This is a genomic window from Pseudomonas nitroreducens (assembly GCF_024170165.1).
GTDB classification, from domain to species: Bacteria; Pseudomonadota; Gammaproteobacteria; order Pseudomonadales; family Pseudomonadaceae; genus Pseudomonas; species Pseudomonas nitroreducens_C.
This window is the reverse complement of the sequence record NZ_JALJXP010000009.1, coordinates 141518-158226: the sequence shown is the minus strand read 5'-3', so window position 1 is coordinate 158226 and position 16709 is coordinate 141518. Positions and strand designations below refer to the sequence as shown.

Here is a 16709-nt window from a genome sequence, read left to right as displayed (position 1 = left end):
GGGCTTTTTTATGCGCGTCGCTTTTCCAGAGTGGCATCGACTACCTGTAGGAGCGAGCTTGCTCGCGATCGGATTCCCAGGCTACATCGGCGTCAGGCGGTTCGCGAGCAAGGACTGGGCGTCCCCCTCGGTCCTACGAAGAGCCCTGCATGCCCGCCCCCGCGCGAAGAGTCGATGGGTATCGCTTCGCTCCACGCCATCCTACAGCGGGGCTCCCGGCGACTCAGTGCAACCTGTAGGAGCGCGCCATGCGCGCGATCGCGGACAAGGTTCGCTCCTACATTCGAGCGCCGAAGCCCTGCCCCGTAGGGCGCATAACCTGGAACAGGTTATCCGCCGCTCACCAACGACGGCGGATAACGCTGGCGCGTTATTCGCCCTACGGTCATGAACCTCAGCTGCTTTCGCGCACCACCAGCTCGAACCCCAGGTCCATCACGGGGGCGTTCACCGGTTTGTCGTTGATCAGGTCGAGCAGGCGCTCGGCCGCGTGGCTGCCGATGGCCTTGCGCGGGGTGCGGATGCTGGAGAGGCGCGGGACCATGAACTCGGAACTGGGCAGGTCGTTGAAGCCCAGCACCGCCACCTGCTCGGGGATACGGATGCCGTGGCGCATGGCTTCCAGCAGGGCGCCGTGGGCCAGGTCATCGTTGCCGAAGAAGATGCCTTCCACCTGCGGATGGCTGGCCAGCAGCTGGCGGAACAGCTCGCCGCCCAGGCCCACCGAGGACGGGCGCGGCGTGAGGATTTCCAGCGCCGGGTCGTAGCAGCCGGCCTGCTGCAGCGCGCGGCGGTAGCCCTCGCCGCGCAGCAGGGTGCGCTGGTCCAGCTGCGCGCCGATGTAGGCCAGGCGTTTGCGCCCATTCTTGAGCAGGTGCCTGGCTGCCGCCTCCCCCGCACGTATCTGCGAGAAGCCGACGCAATGCAGGCCTGCGCCGGGGTCCAGGTCCATCATGTAGACCGCCGGCACGCCGCTGGCCTCGATCATCCGCCGGGCGCTCTCGGTGCGGTCGAAGCCGGTCAGCAGCAGGCCGCGGGGCTGGTACGCGAGGTAGTTGCGCAGCAGGTTCTCTTCTTCGTCGCGGGAGTAGTGGTAATTGCCGATCAGCACTTCCAGGCCGCGCGGGTGCATCACGGCGTGGATGGCTTCGAGGGTTTCGATGAACAGCTGGTTCGCCAGCGACGGCACCAGCACCACGATGTTGTGGCTCTGCTTGGACGCCAGCGCGCGGGCGGCGGGGTTGGCCACGTAGCCCAGGTCGGCGGCGGCCTGGCGAACCTTTTCCACCAGCTCCTCGGCCACCGTGCTCACGCCGCGCAGGGCGCGCGAGGCAGTGATGGGGCTGACGCCGGCGCTGCGCGCCACGTCATTGAGGGTCGGTTTGCCGGTGGTACGTGAACTTCTGTCGTTTTTCTTATCGTTCTTCTGGGCGGTCATCGGGCGGCTTGCCAAACAAAAATCGAGGCACTAAGGTAGCGCTGTCTCGCAGCCAGGGCAATTGCCTGAGGCCGGCTCCCGCCACCCCTCGCCCGCCGGTGAAACATACTCACCGAGAGCACCGGGACACACCGACTAGAATGACAAGAATACGGAGGCAGCCGATGCTTTTCGTTACGCCCACCAAAGATAGCGCTGTCTCAACACCGAGGCCCTGCATGCTCCCCGCCATCGATGCCGTCCTCATCATGGGTGTCGCCGGATGCGGCAAGTCCAGCGTCAGCGAGGCCCTGTGCCTGCGCAGCGGCGCGTTCGCCATCGAAGGCGACTCCTTCCACCCCGAAGCCAACATCCAGAAGATGAGCGCCGGCATCCCGCTGACCGACGAGGACCGCGCCGGCTGGCTCGACACCCTCGCCGCCCAGCTGCAGAAAGCCATCGCCGCCGGCCAGCGCCCGGTGCTGACCTGCTCCGCGCTCAAGCTTATCTACCGCGAACGCCTGCGCCGCGCCGTGCCCGGCCTGGGCGTGGTGTTCCTGGAACTCACCCCGGAAACCGCCGCCCAGCGCGTCGCCACCCGTCCCGGCCATTTCATGCCCGCCAGCCTGATCGACAGCCAGTTCGCCGCCCTCGAAGTGCCGACCAGCGAACCGCTGACTCTCTGCCTCGACGCCACCCGCCCGCTCGACGAACTGGCGGAAGCCGCGCACATCTGGTGGCGACAGCACGCCAACGACTGATCCGATAGCGCCTGCCATCAAAAGATAGCGCTATCTTAATCTCACTGAAAAAGAAGAGCCGCTCCGGCGCCAAGACAACATCAGGAGAGACCCATGCTCGGCATGTCCCACAACACCTATCTGCTGCTGGACGCGGTGGTCACCATCATCGGCCTGATCCTGCTGATCACCCGCTTCAAGATCCACCCCTTCGTGGCCCTGATCATCGCCGCCGGCTTCCTCGGTCTCACTTCCGGCATGCCGGTGGCGACCATCGTCAAATCCTTCCAGGACGGCTTCGGCGGCGTGCTCGGCTTCGTCGGCATCATCCTTGCCCTGGGCACCATGCTCGGCAAGATGATGGCCGAGTCCGGCGGCGCCGATCAGATCGCCCGTACGCTGATCCGCGCCTTCGGCAAGGAACGCGTGCACTGGGCGATGATGCTCGCCGCCTTCCTGGTCGGCATCCCGCTGTTCTTCGAGATCGGCTTCATCCTGCTGGTGCCGCTGGTGTTCATCGTCGCCCGGCGCAGCGGCGTCTCGCTGATCAAGATCGGCATCCCGCTGCTCGCCGGCCTCTCCGCCGTGCACGGCCTGGTGCCGCCGCACCCGGGCCCGCTGCTGGCCATCGGCGTGTTCGGCGCGGACATCGGCAAGACCATCTTCTACGGCCTGCTGGTCGCCCTGCCCACCGCCGCCATCGCCGGGCCGATCTTCGGCAAGTTCATCGCCCAGTACATTCCTGGCCAGCCCAATGAAGAGCTGGTGGCGCAGATCGCCCACGAGCCGGACACCAGCAACCTGCCCAGCTTCGGCGTCACCCTGCTCACCGTGCTGCTGCCGGTGTTCCTGATGCTGCTCAAGACCTTCGCCGACGTCATGCTCGCCGACGGCCATGTGATCCGTGCCTGGCTGGACATGATCGGCCACCCGATCACCGCCCTGCTGCTGGCCCTGCTGCTGTCGCTCTACACCTTCGGCCACGCCCGCGGCTTCGATTCGAAGAAGATCCTCAAGCTGCTCGACCAGAGCCTCGCGCCCACCGCCGCCATCGTGATGATCATCGGCGCCGGCGGCGGCTTCAAACAGATGCTGGTGGCCAGCGGCGTGGGCGACGTGATCGGCCACATGGCGGTGCAGGCGCAGATCTCGCCGATCCTCCTGGCCTGGCTGGTGGCCGCGGTGATCCGCATCGCCACCGGCTCTGCCACCGTCGCTACCATCACCGGCGCGGGCATCGTGGTGCCGGTCATCGACCTGATCCCCGGCGTCAACCGCGAACTGCTGGTGCTCGCCACCGGCGCCGGCTCACTGATCCTCTCCCACGTCAATGACGCCGGCTTCTGGCTGGTGAAGCAGTACTTCAACATGAGCGTGATGGAGACCTTCAAGACCTGGACGGCGATGGAAACCATCCTCTCGGTGGTCGGCCTGCTGTTCATCCTGCTGCTGTCGATGTTCGTCTGATGCATTGATCGCCCAGCGCCATATCACCCGGCGAGCGCCACCAACCGCCCGCCCCGGATTCCTGCAACGAGGTATCGCCCGTGACTTCCTCCGCAACTCCGAAAGCCCCCGCCCAGCCCGCCCAGCCCATGTGGCCCCGCGACTTCGACATCCGCGCCCGCTACGCCGAGCAGCAGGAACTCCTGCAGCCCGCTCCAGCGCCACAGCCCAGCCCGGCACACCCGTAGGGCGCATAACCCGGAACGGGTTATCCGCCGCTGCCCACCCCATGAAGCCGGCGGATAACCGCAAGCGGTTATCCACCCTACGCACTGACCTTCAGCATTCACCTGTAGGAGCGCGCCATGCGCGCGATCGCGGGCATGGCCCGCTTCTACAGCACCTGTCGCACCATTGGCTGAATCGATTTATCTGAAGACAGCTACGATCTAAAACAGACCAGTCGCCCACCTTCCCCGAGGGATGAGTCATGCCCGACAACAACAAGCTCGACCATCTGTTCCCCCGCCTCACCGACATCCCCGACGCCTGGCGCCCCGACGCGCCGGTCGAGCAGCGCGAGTACCTGGTCAACGGCGAACTGCGCCGCTGGGACGGCCCGCTGGCCCCGGTGCGCAGCCCGATCTTCCTCGCCACCGACCAGGGCGATGAACAGGTAATCCTCGGCAGCACGCCGCTGCTGGATGCCGACGCCGCCCTCGCCGCGCTGGATGCCGCCGTGGCCGCCTACGACAACGGCCAGGGCGCGTGGCCCAACCTGCGCGTGGCCGAGCGCATCGCCCACGTCGAGCGCTTCCTCGCCCGCATGCGCGAGCAGCGCACGGCCGTGGTCAAGCTGCTGATGTGGGAGATCGGCAAGAACCTCAAGGACTCGGAGAAGGAGTTCGACCGCACCTGCGACTACATCGTCGACACCATCCAGGCGCTCAAGGAACTGGATCGCCGCTCCAGCCGCTTCGAGCTGGAACAGGGCACGCTGGGGCAGATTCGCCGCGTACCGCTGGGCGTCGCGCTGTGCATGGGCCCGTACAACTACCCGTTGAACGAGACCTTCACCACCCTGATCCCGGCGCTGATCATGGGCAACACCGTGGTCTTCAAGCCTGCCAAGTTCGGCGTGCTGCTGATCCGTCCGCTGCTCGAAGCCTTCCGCGACAGCTTCCCGCCGGGCGTCATCAACGTCATCTACGGGCGCGGCCGCGAGACCGTCAGCGCGCTCATGGCCAGTGGCAAGGTCGACGTCTTCGCCTTCATCGGCACTCACTCCGGCGCCGCCGACCTGAAGAAGCTCCACCCGCGCCCGCACCGCCTGCGCGCCGCCCTCGGGCTGGACGCCAAGAACCCCGGCATCGTCCTGCCCAGCGTCGACCTCGACAACGCCGTCAGCGAAGCCATTACCGGCGCCCTCTCCTTCAACGGCCAGCGCTGCACCGCACTGAAGATCCTCTTCGTCCACGAAGACGTACTGGACAGCTTCCTCGCCAGGTTCAGCGCCAAGCTCGCCGAACTCAAACCCGGCATGCCCTGGGAATCCGGCGTGGCGCTAACGCCGCTGCCCGAGCCGGGCAAGGTCGACTACCTCGACGGCCTGCTGCAGGACGCCCTGGCCAAGGGCGCCAGGGTCATCAACCCCGGTGGTGGCGAGAGCCGCGAAAGCTTCTTCTACCCCGCGCTGCTCAGCCCGGTGCGCGCCGACATGCGCCTGTACAACGAGGAACAGTTCGGCCCGCTGGTGCCGGTGGTGCCCTACCGCGAACTGGACGAGGTGATCGACTATGTCCTGCAGTCCGACTACGGCCAGCAGCTCAGCCTGTTCGGCGACGACCCCGAGCAGATCGGCCCGCTGGTGGATGCCTTCGTCAACCAGGTCGGCCGCATCAACATCAACGCGCAGTGCCAGCGCGGCCCGGACAGCTACCCCTTCAACGGCCGCAAGAACTCCGCCGAAGGCACCCTCTCCGTCCACGACGCCCTGCGCACCTTCTCCATCCGCACCCTGGTGGCCACGCGCTTCACCGACGCCAACAAGGCGCTGATCAGCCAGATCATCCGCGACCGCGACTCCAGCTTCCTGACTACTGACTACATCTTCTGATAGTCGGCCGGAAAGCGCCCTCTCCCTTCAGGGAGAGGGCTGGGGACAGGGAATCGCCCAAGCACCGGACCTCCACGAAAACCACCACCCCCACTTTCAGAAATCCCTTTCGAAATATCCCGACACCCTCCCATCGCCAATTGAAACAACCCGGTAAGAAGACCCCACTACGCTTGCCTTAAGTCAAAGGGGTCACCCCGGAAGACTCGATAGTCTGCGCGCCTCTCGACGAGCTTGATATCCGTCGTCTGAACCGATAGTGGCAACGACCGATATCGCAATGGACGAAGCGTTTGCCACCCAATCCACGGATTCCCAGCGAACAAGGGAGCACCAACATGAGTGGCTACAACGCAGTTCTGGCACGTAACACCGACAAGGCCCCGCAAAACCTCGGCCCCTACGCCCAAACCGTCGCCTTCTCCCACTACAACAACCTTGCCGCCCAGCTTCCGGTCGACCCGAGCAGCGGCAAGCTGGTGGCCGGCGGCGTCAAGGAGCAGGCCGAACAGTGCTACCGGAATCTCCAGGCCGTCATCGAAAGCATCGGCCACAACCTGAACGACACCGTCCGCATCTCCATCTTCCTGACCAACATCGCTGACGCCGAAGCCGTCGCCAAGGTGCACGCAGCCTTCTTCCCCAACTACCTGCCGACCCTCACCACCGTCGGCGTGGCCGCCCTGCCGCTGGGCGCCCAGGTACAGGTCGAGGCGCTCATCACCTGCGGCGAAGGCACCATCCCCAATGCCCCGCAGGCCGGCGACCTGGTCAAGGTCGAACGCAACACCGAGAGCGCGCCGCTGAGCCCGCTGTCCACCCAGACCGTCGCCTTCTCCCACTACAACAACCTCAGCGCCCAGCTGCCCATCGACCCGCGCACCGGGAAGCTGGTGGCCGGCGGCGTCGAGGAACAGACCCGGCAGTGCCTGCGCAACATCAAGACCATCCTCGAAAGCATCGACGTGCCCTTCGACGACATCGTGCGCATCACCGTCTTCGTCAAGAACCTCGCCGACATGCAGGCCGTGAACAAGGTCTACACCACCTTCTTCCCCGACTCGGCCATCGCTCGCGCCGTTGGCTACGTGCCGGCACGCACCGTGGTGCAGGCGCAAGCCCTGCCGATGGATGCCCTGGTGCAGGTCGAGGCCGTGGTCTCCCACGGCGACGGCACGCCCCCGCAGGCCGTCGAAGACCGCCACGGCATCGTCATCAAGGCCCACAACACCGACGCCGCGCCGAAATGTCCCTACTCCACCCAGACCGTCGCCTTCTCCCACTACAACCACATCTCAGCCCAGCTGCCGCTGGACGTGAAGACCGGTGAACTGGTGGCCGGCGGCATCAAGGAACAGGCCGGCCAGTGCTTCAAGCACCTCAAGGCCATCGTCGAAAGCATCGACCACGCCCTGGCCGATGTGGTGAAGGTCAACCTCTACCTGAAGAACATCGACGACATCGCCGCCGTCGATGAGGTGTACGCCAGCTACTTCCCCGGCGGCATTCCCGCTCGCCGGACGGTAGCCGTAGGCGCATTGCCCAAGGGCGCGCTGATCCAGATCGACGCCGTAGTCGCCAACGCCGAAGGCACCCCGCCGGCCGCTTGATTGGCAGACGCTAATCCAGCCCTATCCGGCTAACACCACCCCATCCCCACACGCCATACGGCCCCCTCTCCCTTCAGGGAGAGGGTCGCGCCCAGCTCCGAGTTCCCCCTCGCCGTAGGCTTTTCGTAGGAGCGAGCTCGCTCGCGAACCCGCCCCACTCCAAACCGCCAATCACTCCCTCCGCCACCATCTCCCGCGCCTCTCCTCGCGCATCAGCCGCGGCACCTCCCCCATCGGCACCCAGTACTCCCCCTGCCAATCCAGCACAGCCAACGACCGCCCCTCGCCTTTCGCCAGCATCCGCCTCGGCAACCCTGCCGCCACCCGCTCCTGATCCCTGAGCGTCGGCAGCACATGGCCGGTGATCCACATCCGCAACTGCCGATGCTCCGGATCGCGATAACGGTGCAGCACATGAAAGGCGCCATAGTCACTGACCAGCAGCACCTCTTCCTCGCCGCTACCCGTCACCAAGCGCGCCTCGCGAAAGAGGTCCTCATCCAATCGAAGAACATAAGCATCGACCCGCTCGCGGATCAGATAGCCCAGCTCGCGGGCGACCAACCAGGGCTGGTTGTCGATCAACACGCCGCGCAGGGAACGGTTGTAGCGGTGGAAAACGGTGGGAACGTAGATGTCGTCCATGGAAGCTGACCCAGATGGTTGTGTATGGGAACCTCCTCATCCGTCGCCAAACGGATTGGGAGGCGAAACCGTGCAGGGTTGGCGAACCGGCAACCATCACCCGGCAGACCCGAAGGTCTCCCTGCACGGCCCGCCATAGCACTGCACTGCGGCCGCAAAGGTACGGCGCAGAGCCTGACAACGCAGGTCGCGTGATTGGTTGAGGTGGGTCGCCAAACCCGTTCCCCTGTCGCTTTCACAGGGGCGTCGGGAGGTTATGGGGAAGAGTTACAGCGGTCAAGCCGGAGCGGTTGGTACGTCCAGATCAAGCTTCAGATTCGCAGGCAGTTTCCGACCCATAGCGGACGCTCGCTCAATGGGCGCTGTGATGAATCAGCCAGGTAATGAATGCTACGAACGGGGCGAACAGAATCAAGCCACCGACCACGACTGCCCATCCCCAAAAGCAGACACTTCCGCCCTACTTGGTTTCGACGGCGCTGGCTGGGAGTTCAAGGAACACTGTCTGCTCAACCGCAGCTCGACCCGAACCTGCGCAGCCTGCATCACGTGGCGGGCGGGCATTACCACGCGATTGGTGAGGCGCTACAAGCCTGAGCCATCACACCAGCACATTGCCGCCATCCACCACCAGCGATTGGCCATTGGCGAAGCCACTGCGCATGAGGAACAGGTAGGCAGCGGCGACGTCCTCCACTTCGCCTATTCGCCCGACCGGCAGGCGAGCGGCAACGCTTTGGTAAAGCGCCTGCCGTTCGCTCTCTCCCATGTCGCGCCACAACTCGGTACGCACCAGACCGGGCGCCACGGCGTTGATGCGTAACGGTGCCAGCTCTAAGGCCAGGGCCCTCACGAGCGAGTCGATGGCACCGCAAACGCTGGCGGCCAGGCTCCAACCTGAACTGGGTCGGATGCCGGCGATACCGCCCGAAAGCACGATTGACCCATTAGGACGAATCCACCTCACGGCATGACGTATTGCCACGAGTGCCGACCAGAAACGCAGTTCGAAGGCGTGCCGGGCATTCACTGAATCCAGTTCGGCCAGCGGGCTCAACAGCAAGCGGTCGCCGGCACTGTAGACCAGATGGTCGATTGCCCCGACTTCCGTGAAGAAAGCCGCAATGGCTTGATGATCGGCGAGATCAAGCAAGCGGCCACAGGCACCTTTGCCAAGTTGGGCCAGGGCACTTTCAAGGCGCAATGGGTTGCTTGAAGCGATGGTCACGCTGGCACCCTCGGTCAGAGCCTGCCGGGCCACTTCTAGGCCGATGCCGGATGAGCCGCCAAGGATGACGATGTGCTTGTCACGCAATGCGGGAAGCTGGGTAGACATGTTTGTATCTCCGCGGTTAGTTGCTGCGTATCTGGCCGAGAGCCAAGGCAATAAGCGCCAGAAGGGCGGCTATACCGGCAAGCCAGTGCCAGCCGAGTTGCAACAAGGGCATCGCCAGTGCCGAGCCGAGGGCACCGCCAAGGAAAAAACCGGCGATATACAGGCCGTTCAGTCGGCTACGGGCCCTGACATCAAGCGCCAGCACCTGGCGTTGTGCGGCCACGTGACTAATCTGCACGCCGGCATCGATAAGCAGGGCCGCCAGTAACCAACAGGTCAACGTGGGCAGGGCAATGCTCAGCAGAAAGCCGCTCGCTACCAGCACTGCACCCCAGCCTCGCAATGCGCTCGAATGGCCGCTGTCGACGAGGCGGCCAGCCAGCGGTGCGACCAAGGCTCCGGCGGCGCCGGCCAGGGCGAACAGTGCTATATCCTGTGCATGCAGGCCGAAGCGTTCGGCCAGCAGCACAGGTGCACCAACCCAGAACAGACTGAATGCGGCGAACAAGCAGGCCTGTGCCGCGCTGCGTCGGCGTAGTTCGGCGTGCCTGCCCAGCAGTTGTGCCAGGGACGCGAGCAGGGCTGGATAGCTAAGCGTCGAGTTGGCTCGATGGTGTGTCAGGCGCCAGGCCAGTAATGCACCGAGCAGACTGACCAGCAGCGCGTCTGCCGCAAACAGGGCGCGCCAGCCAAATGCATCGGTGATCAGGCTGGCCAGGGGGCGGGCCAGCAGAATGCCCAACAGCAAGCCGGCGGTGACGCTACCGACGGTGCGCCCCCGGGTGCTGTCGCTACTCATGTGCGCTGCCAGGGGTACCAGCAATTGCACGGCGCAGGAGCCCAGGCCGACAACGAGTGCCGCCAGCAGCAGAACGCCGACATTGCTGGCGCTGGCCATCACCAGCAGTGCCAACACTTGCACGAACGCCAGGGTCAGGACTAAACGACGGTTCTCCAGCAGATCGCCCAGCGGCACCACCAGCAACAGGCCCAGGCAGAAACCCAGCTGGCTGGCGCTTACGGCTAGCCCCGCCTGCCAGGAGACGATCCCCAGATCAGTGGCGATCACCGAAAGTATTGGTTGGGCCAGATAGCTGCCCGCGGCAAATGTGCCACAGGCCACTGCCAGCAGTGCCGTCGATGAACGGCCGCTACCGGTCAGCGGAGTGCTGCCAGTGCTCATGCGAACTCCCTCAGGCCTGCCGTTGGATCAGGTCGGCGAGTACCGTTTCCAATTCGGTGGTGCCGCATATCGCCGTGCCTGCGAAGTTGATCCAGCCTTGATTGAATCCATCGAGCATCTGCATGCGCGGCAATGGGTTGTGCATGCCCTGGCTGTGGAAAAGCTGCTCCCAGGTGTCACGCGGTACGCTGCGTGCCTGCACGTCACGACCCAGCAGTCGCCCGAGCGTGGCGGCCAGACGTTGTGGCGAGATGCGCCGCGGCCCTTCCAGCTCGACGATGCGTACGCCCTGCCAGGACTCTTGCAAAAGCATGGAGGCAGTGCAGCCGACATCGGCGGTGGCGACCATTGGCACGGCTTTGTCCAGTGGCTGCAGGAAGCTGTGCAGCACGCCCTCGTCGCGCGCCGGAGCGATGTCCCACAGGCTGTTTTCCATGAACCATGCGGCGCGTAGGAAAGCGACCGGCATCGGCAACTGGCCGAGTTGTTGTTCCATGTCACTGAGTTGGCTGAGCAGGTTGGACTGGCTGGCCTGGGCGCCGATGGTCGACAGGCATACGACTTTGGCCGGCTGAGCTGTCTCCAGCGCCGAGCGAAGGGTCGAGACGATATAGCGTGATTCGAGGAAGTCTGGGCTCGGGTCGAAGTTCGGTGGCAGCAGCACGAACACCGCCTCGGCACCTTTGAAAGCGCGGGTCAACGCGGCAGCGTCACGCATATCCGCCAGGGCCAGCTCACAGCCTTGGCGCAGCCATTCGCCGCCCTTGGAGGCATCGCGCACTACCGCGCGTACGTTCTTGCCGGCAGCGAGCAGGTTGCGGGCCACGGTGCCGCCTACCTGGCCGGTGATTCCAGTGATCACATACATGGGGGTAATTCCTATTGCGACCGGCGGTTGCCGGGTTCGCAAGCAGTCTCTCCTCAGTTGATTGATCAATCGATAACATGGAAGGCATTTTATTGATGACATAAAGGCATTAAATGTGAGCTTCGATGAGCGCACCCTGAATGGCATGAGTGTGTTCGCCGCCATCGTCGACACCGGCAGCTTCGCGGGTGCAGGTGAGGTGCTGGACATGTCCCAACCTGGCGTCAGCCGGGCGTTGGCGCGGTTGGAGAAACGCCTCGGCATTCGCCTGTTTGATCGCACTACGCGCTCGGTAACTCTGACCGACGACGGTCGGCGCCTGCATGAGCAGGTACTGCCTTTGCTGACTGCATTGGAGGAGGCGGCCAGCTCGGTCACTGCTGGTGCTCGGGTGGTGCGTGGGCGCTTGAGGGTCAATGTCGATCCTTTCTTCGCCCGCCTGATCCTTGGCCCGCGATTGGGGGCGTTTCTCGATGCCCATTCGCAGTTGGAACTGGAACTGATCACTCGCGACCGACTGGGTGACATGGTCGCCGATGGCTTCGACCTGGCGCTTCGTTTCGGTGAGCCGCGTACTTCCAGCCTGGTCGCGCGCAAGTTGCTGGACACGCGCATCCTTACAGTCGCGGCGCCTTCCTATCTGAAACGTCATGGTCGCCCACTGCAGCCACAGGACTTGAACGGACATCGCTGCATCCAGTTTCGCGATCCTGAAACCGGGCGGCCGTTCGACTGGGAGTTCCATCGTGGCAGTGAGCGCCAGGTGGTGGATACCCGTGGACAGTTACTGGTCAACGATGTCGGCAGTCTGCACAGCACCTGCCTGGCGGGATACGGCATTGCCCAGATCATGGCGCTGGGCAGTGACTTGCTGCTGACGGATGGGAGGCTGGTGGAATTGTTCGCGGACTGGCCGGACGAGCGTTTCCCGCTATACGCCCTGTATCCGTCGAGGCATAACCCGCCGGCCAAGGTGCGGGCTTTTCTCGATTTCGTCTTGCAACTGGTCGCGGCCTGAAACGACTGCCGAATCTTTGGCAGGCGATCAGCGCGCCGGCGGCAGCGCTACGCCGATAAGCACGAAGTGAATCGCCCCGGCCGTCCTAGTCACTTTCAAGCCTCAAATAGATGTCCATTGAGCCGCAGCATGACTGTCCGCTCTTGGCCGATAGCAGCCCCTGGCGAGTGTCCTCGCCCTGACAGTTCATCGGCGGCAACCGGAAGCATCTGCATCCCTTGGCACCGCCAAGTGACCGTAACTATTTATTGCGCAGCGAGCTCATCGAGTAGGCGGGAGATCCCCTGCCCCGAACCTCCGCCCCTGCCCCGAAATGGCCGCCAGCCAAGGCGGGCAGCGGCTGCGAATGCACCTGGCGCGCATCGCCGGAGCCCGGAGATAGACCAGTCGAGCCGGCAAGCCAGAGCGTTTGCCACCGCGCTGTCATAAATATTTCACAGGACCCGATCACAGTATGGCAGCCCGATATCAAAAGGATTGCCCTCGATGAAAAGCTTTGTGAAATCTGCTGCGATCGCCGTAACGCTGTCCATGTGTGCCTCTTCCGTCGTCTTTGCCGACGAAAGCGTCCGCCTGACCGGCTCTGGCGCCAGCTTCCCCGCTCCGATCTACCTGACCTGGTTCAAGGACTTCAGCAAGAAAACCGCTGGCGTCACCGTGGATTACCAGTCCAAGGGTAGCGGCGCGGGCGTACAGGATTTCCTCAACAAGACTGTGGACTTCGCGGCCAGTGACTCGGCCATGAAAGACGAAGACATCGCCAAGGTTGCCGAAGGCGTGCAACTGCTGCCGATGACCGCCGGCGAAATCGTTCTGGCGTACAACCTGCCGGGCAGCCCCAAGGGCCTGAAACTGCCGCGCGACGTTTACTCCAACATCTTCCTGGGCAAGATCACTCAGTGGAACGACCCGCAGATCGTTGCGGCCAACCCTGAGCTGAAGCTGCCGGCCCTGCCGATCACCGTTGTCGTGCGTGCGGACTCCAGCGGCACCACCGCTGTGTTCACCAAGCACATGTCGACCATCAACCCGGAGTTCAAGACCGCCCTGGGTGAAGGCAACACCGTCAACTGGCCGGCCACCGACAAGTTCATCAAGTCGCCGAAGAACGATGGCGTGACCGCTACCGTTCGCCAGACCCCGGGCGCCATCGGCTACATCGAGTACGGCTTCGCCAAGCTGGCCAAGGTCGACTTCGCCGAGCTGCAGAACAAGGCCGGCAAGTACGTCGTGCCGAACGCAGAAAGCGGTGCCGCGGCGCTGGCTGCCGTGAAGTTCCCGGAGAACCTGGTGGCCTGGCTGCCCGATCCGGACGGTGCCCAGTCCTACCCGATCACCTCCTACACCTGGATGATCTTCCGCAAGCACAACGAGAACCCGGCCAAGGCCAAGGCCATGCGTGAAATGGTCGAGTACGGCCTGACCGAAGGTCAGAAGATCGCTGATTCGATGGGCTACATCCCGCTGCCGCAAGCCGTCGTCGATCAGGTTCGCAAAGCTTCCGCCAACATCCAGTAACGCCTGCGAGTCTTCATCCGGCGGGGGCTGTCAGCCACGCCGGATGAGATTTCCACCTGTTCCGGAACTCCCCCATGACCCAACCTTTTGTCGTACCGGTAAATCCGGACTCTGCCTGCCAACCGCCATCCGCGAAGGATTTCCTGGTTGACCGGACCTTCCGTGCCATTGCACGCCTGGGTGTGGTCCTGATTCTGGTGCTGGTCGTTGCCCTCGTGTTCGAAGTCGGCCGCAAGGCCTTTCCGGGCATTGAGAAACATGGCCTGGACGTTCTCCTGGGTTCGGTCTGGGACGTCAACCAGGGCAAGTACGGCATTCTGCCGGCCATCTGGGGCACGCTCTACAGCGCACTGATCGCTCTGGTCATCGCTGGCCTGTTCGGCGTCAGCATGGCGATCTTCCTGACCCAGGATTTCCTCCCCGCCAGGCTTGCGGCGGTGTTCCGTACCATCGTCGAACTGCTCGCCGCGATCCCCAGCGTCGTTTACGGCCTGTGGGGGATCTACGTGGTGATCCCGGCCATTCGTCCGCTGACGACGTGGTTGAACAGCGAATTCAGCTGGATACCCTTTTTCGGCACATCGTTGAGCGGGCCTGGCTTGCTGCCCGCCTCTCTGGTGCTTGCCATCATGATTCTGCCCACCATTGCCGCGGTCTCGCAGGACGCTCTTGCCAGCGTGCCGATGAAGACCAAGCAGGCCGCCTACGGCATGGGAACCACCCATTGGGAAGCGATCCTCAAGGTGATGGTGCCCTCCGCTGCCACCGGCATCTTCGGCTCCCTGGTGCTGGGCCTGGGCCGCGCACTGGGTGAAACCATGGCCCTGGCCATGCTGGTCGGCAACGCGAACACCATTTCCCTGTCGCTTTTCGCCCCGGCCAACACGCTGGCAGCCTTGCTGGCGCTGAACTTCCCCGAAGCCGGGCCGAACGAGGTTGAAGTGCTGATGTACGCCGCACTGGTGCTGATGTTCATCACGCTGATCGTCAACGTGCTCGGCTCCATGATCATGCTTTACGCCCAGCGGGGGACCAAGTAATGACCAGCCTCACTCCCACCGTCTCCGCCCTTCCGAGCCTGCAGCGCAAGCTCGAGGGCCGTGCCCTGCGCAGCCTGGTGCTGACCACGCTGGTCTGGCTGGGCGCCCTGCTGGCCAGCGTGCCGCTGATCTCCGTGCTCTACATGCTGATCACCCGCGGTGGTGCGCGCCTGAGCCTGGAAGTCTTCACCGAACTGCCACCGACCGGCTTCGAGACCGGCGGCGGCTTCGGCAACGCGCTGGCCGGCACCTTCGTCATGGTCGGTATCGCCGCCGCCATTGCCGTTCCGGTTGGCATCATGGCCGCCGTCTTCCTGGCTGAACTGGGCCCGGACAGCAAACTGGCGAGCGCCGCGCGCTTTGCCGCCAAGACGCTCACCGGCCTGCCCTCCATCCTGGCCGGCGTGTTCGCCTACGCCCTGGTGGTGATGACCACCGGTACCTATTCGGCTCCGGCGGGTGGCGTGGCACTGGCCGTGCTGATGCTGCCGATCGTCGTGCTGACGGCCGAAGAGTCGATGAAGATGGTGCCCAAGATCATGAAGGATGCCGCCTACGGCATGGGCTGCACCCGCGCCCAGGTCATCTGGAAGATCGTCCTGCCCACCGGCCTGCCGGCAATCCTCACCGGCGTCATGCTGGCCGTGGCGCGCGCAGCAGGCGAGACCGCGCCGTTGCTGTTCACCGCGTTGTTCAGCAACTACTGGATCTACCACGACGGCAGCCTGGCCGTGATGAACCCCACGGCCTCGCTTTCCGTGCTGATCTACAACTTCTCCGGCATGCCCTTCGACAACCAGCTCGAGCTCGCGTGGGCCGCATCGCTGGTGCTGGTGATGATCGTGCTGGTCGTGAACGTCATCAGCCGCATTTTTGGCAAGCCCAAGTTTTGAGATACGGAGCATCCGAATCGTGAACACAGCTACTGCACAGAAAGTCGCCCCGGTTGGCTCCGAGACCCAGGTGGTCATGGACTGCAAACTCGACAAGATTTTCTACGGCAACTTCATGGCGGTACGTGACAGCCACGTGCCGATCGAAAAGAACAAGATCACCGGCTTCATCGGCCCTTCCGGCTGCGGCAAGAGCACCGTGCTGCGCAGCCTGAACCGGATGAACGACCTGGTGCGCGGCTTCCGCTTCGAGGGCCATGTGCATTTCCTCGGGCAGGACGTCTACGGCAAGGGCGTGGACCCTGTCGTGGTGCGCCGCTACATCGGCATGGTGTTCCAGCAGCCGAACCCGTTTTCGATGAGCATCTTCGACAACGTCGCGTTTGGCCTGCGCCTCAATCGCTACAAGGGCGACATCGGCGACCGGGTCAAGCACGCCCTGCAGGGCGCTGCGCTGTGGGATGAAGTGAAGGACAAGCTGAAGGTGAGCGGCCTGTCGCTCTCCGGTGGCCAGCAGCAACGCCTGTGCATCGCCCGCGCCATCGCCACCGAGCCGGAAGTCCTGTTGCTGGATGAGCCCTGCTCGGCCCTCGACCCGATCGCTACCCGCCGTGTCGAGGAGCTGATGGTCGAGCTGAAGAAGGACTACACCATCGCGCTGGTCACCCACAACATGCAGCAGGCCATCCGTGTCGCTGACACGACGGCGTTCTTCTCGGTGGACATTTCCCAGGGCACCCGCACCGGCTACCTGGTCGAAATGGGCGCGACGAAGCAGATCTTCGAAAACCCGCGGGAAAAGATGACCGAGGACTACATCAGCGGCAAGTTCAGCTGAGTCGAACCTGCAGACGTATGAAGCCACACACCTCTTCTTCA

Annotated in this window: 15 protein-coding genes; 10 read left to right on the top strand and 5 right to left on the bottom strand. The window is 64.0% G+C overall.

Features of this window, described 5'->3' with window-relative positions:
• Positions 1–394: 394 nt before the first annotated feature.
• Positions 395–1438 carry a LacI family DNA-binding transcriptional regulator gene (locus J2T47_RS19030; protein WP_253450106.1) on the bottom strand — a complete coding sequence of 348 codons (1044 nt, stop codon included), beginning with the start codon at positions 1436–1438 and terminating at the stop codon, positions 395–397.
• Positions 1439–1656: 218 nt separating this feature from the next.
• Between J2T47_RS19030 and J2T47_RS19025 the strand changes: the two genes are divergently transcribed.
• The 5 genes from J2T47_RS19025 to J2T47_RS19005 all read left to right on the top strand — a co-directional run bounded on the left by J2T47_RS19025 (position 1657) and on the right by J2T47_RS19005 (position 7329).
• Positions 1657–2178, top strand: a complete 522-nt coding sequence (locus J2T47_RS19025) for a gluconokinase (RefSeq protein ID WP_253450103.1) — start codon at positions 1657–1659, stop codon at positions 2176–2178.
• A 93-nt stretch (positions 2179–2271) separates the two neighbouring features.
• Positions 2272–3624: a GntP family permease gene (locus tag J2T47_RS19020; protein ID WP_192223339.1), complete on the top strand. Its 1353-nt coding sequence runs from the start codon at positions 2272–2274 to the stop codon at positions 3622–3624.
• Between the two features lie 80 nt (positions 3625–3704).
• A complete protein-coding gene (locus J2T47_RS19015; RefSeq protein ID WP_253450100.1) occupies positions 3705–3851 on the top strand; it encodes a hypothetical protein in 147 nt (48 codons plus the stop codon).
• Between the two features lie 242 nt (positions 3852–4093).
• Positions 4094–5719, top strand: coding sequence for an NADP-dependent glyceraldehyde-3-phosphate dehydrogenase (locus tag J2T47_RS19010; protein WP_253450097.1), 1626 nt, complete (start codon positions 4094–4096; stop codon positions 5717–5719).
• A gap of 338 nt (positions 5720–6057) precedes the next feature.
• Complete coding sequence (locus tag J2T47_RS19005; protein ID WP_253450095.1) at positions 6058–7329, top strand: RidA family protein; 1272 nt, start codon at positions 6058–6060, stop codon at positions 7327–7329.
• A gap of 171 nt (positions 7330–7500) precedes the next feature.
• On the opposite strand, the gene J2T47_RS29250 is transcribed toward J2T47_RS19005, so the two are convergent.
• From J2T47_RS29250 to J2T47_RS18980, 4 genes are all read right to left on the bottom strand, one after another.
• Positions 7501–7974 carry a BRO-N domain-containing protein gene (locus J2T47_RS29250; protein WP_301295614.1) on the bottom strand — a complete coding sequence of 158 codons (474 nt, stop codon included), beginning with the start codon at positions 7972–7974 and terminating at the stop codon, positions 7501–7503.
• A gap of 601 nt (positions 7975–8575) precedes the next feature.
• Positions 8576–9310, bottom strand: coding sequence for an SDR family oxidoreductase (locus tag J2T47_RS18990; RefSeq protein ID WP_253450092.1), 735 nt, complete (start codon positions 9308–9310; stop codon positions 8576–8578).
• Between the two features lie 16 nt (positions 9311–9326).
• On the bottom strand, positions 9327–10493 hold the full coding sequence (locus J2T47_RS18985) for an MFS transporter (protein ID WP_253450089.1): 1167 nt from the start codon (positions 10491–10493) through the stop codon (positions 9327–9329).
• Between the two features lie 10 nt (positions 10494–10503).
• On the bottom strand, positions 10504–11361 hold the full coding sequence (locus J2T47_RS18980) for an NmrA family NAD(P)-binding protein (protein ID WP_253450402.1): 858 nt from the start codon (positions 11359–11361) through the stop codon (positions 10504–10506).
• A 115-nt stretch (positions 11362–11476) separates the two neighbouring features.
• Between J2T47_RS18980 and J2T47_RS18975 the strand changes: the two genes are divergently transcribed.
• The 5 genes from J2T47_RS18975 to pstB all read left to right on the top strand — a co-directional run bounded on the left by J2T47_RS18975 (position 11477) and on the right by pstB (position 16668).
• Positions 11477–12379, top strand: coding sequence for a LysR family transcriptional regulator (locus tag J2T47_RS18975; RefSeq protein WP_253450086.1), 903 nt, complete (start codon positions 11477–11479; stop codon positions 12377–12379).
• 486 nt (positions 12380–12865) lie between these two features.
• Positions 12866–13897 (top strand): phosphate ABC transporter substrate-binding protein PstS, encoded by a 1032-nt coding sequence (gene pstS / locus J2T47_RS18970; protein ID WP_253450083.1) that lies wholly within the window; start codon positions 12866–12868, stop codon positions 13895–13897.
• Positions 13898–13971: 74 nt separating this feature from the next.
• On the top strand, positions 13972–14937 hold the full coding sequence (pstC, locus tag J2T47_RS18965; RefSeq protein ID WP_253450080.1) for a phosphate ABC transporter permease subunit PstC: 966 nt from the start codon (positions 13972–13974) through the stop codon (positions 14935–14937).
• Entirely contained in the window at positions 14937–15830 is an 894-nt protein-coding gene (pstA, locus tag J2T47_RS18960) for a phosphate ABC transporter permease PstA (protein ID WP_253450077.1), read from the top strand. Before pstC ends, pstA begins: the two co-directional genes overlap by 1 nt.
• Positions 15831–15906: 76 nt before the next feature.
• The gene (gene pstB, locus J2T47_RS18955; RefSeq protein ID WP_218189953.1) at positions 15907–16668 is read left to right on the top strand and encodes a phosphate ABC transporter ATP-binding protein PstB; all 762 of its coding nucleotides are present in this window, start codon (positions 15907–15909) and stop codon (positions 16666–16668) included.
• Positions 16669–16709: the final 41 nt, after the last annotated feature.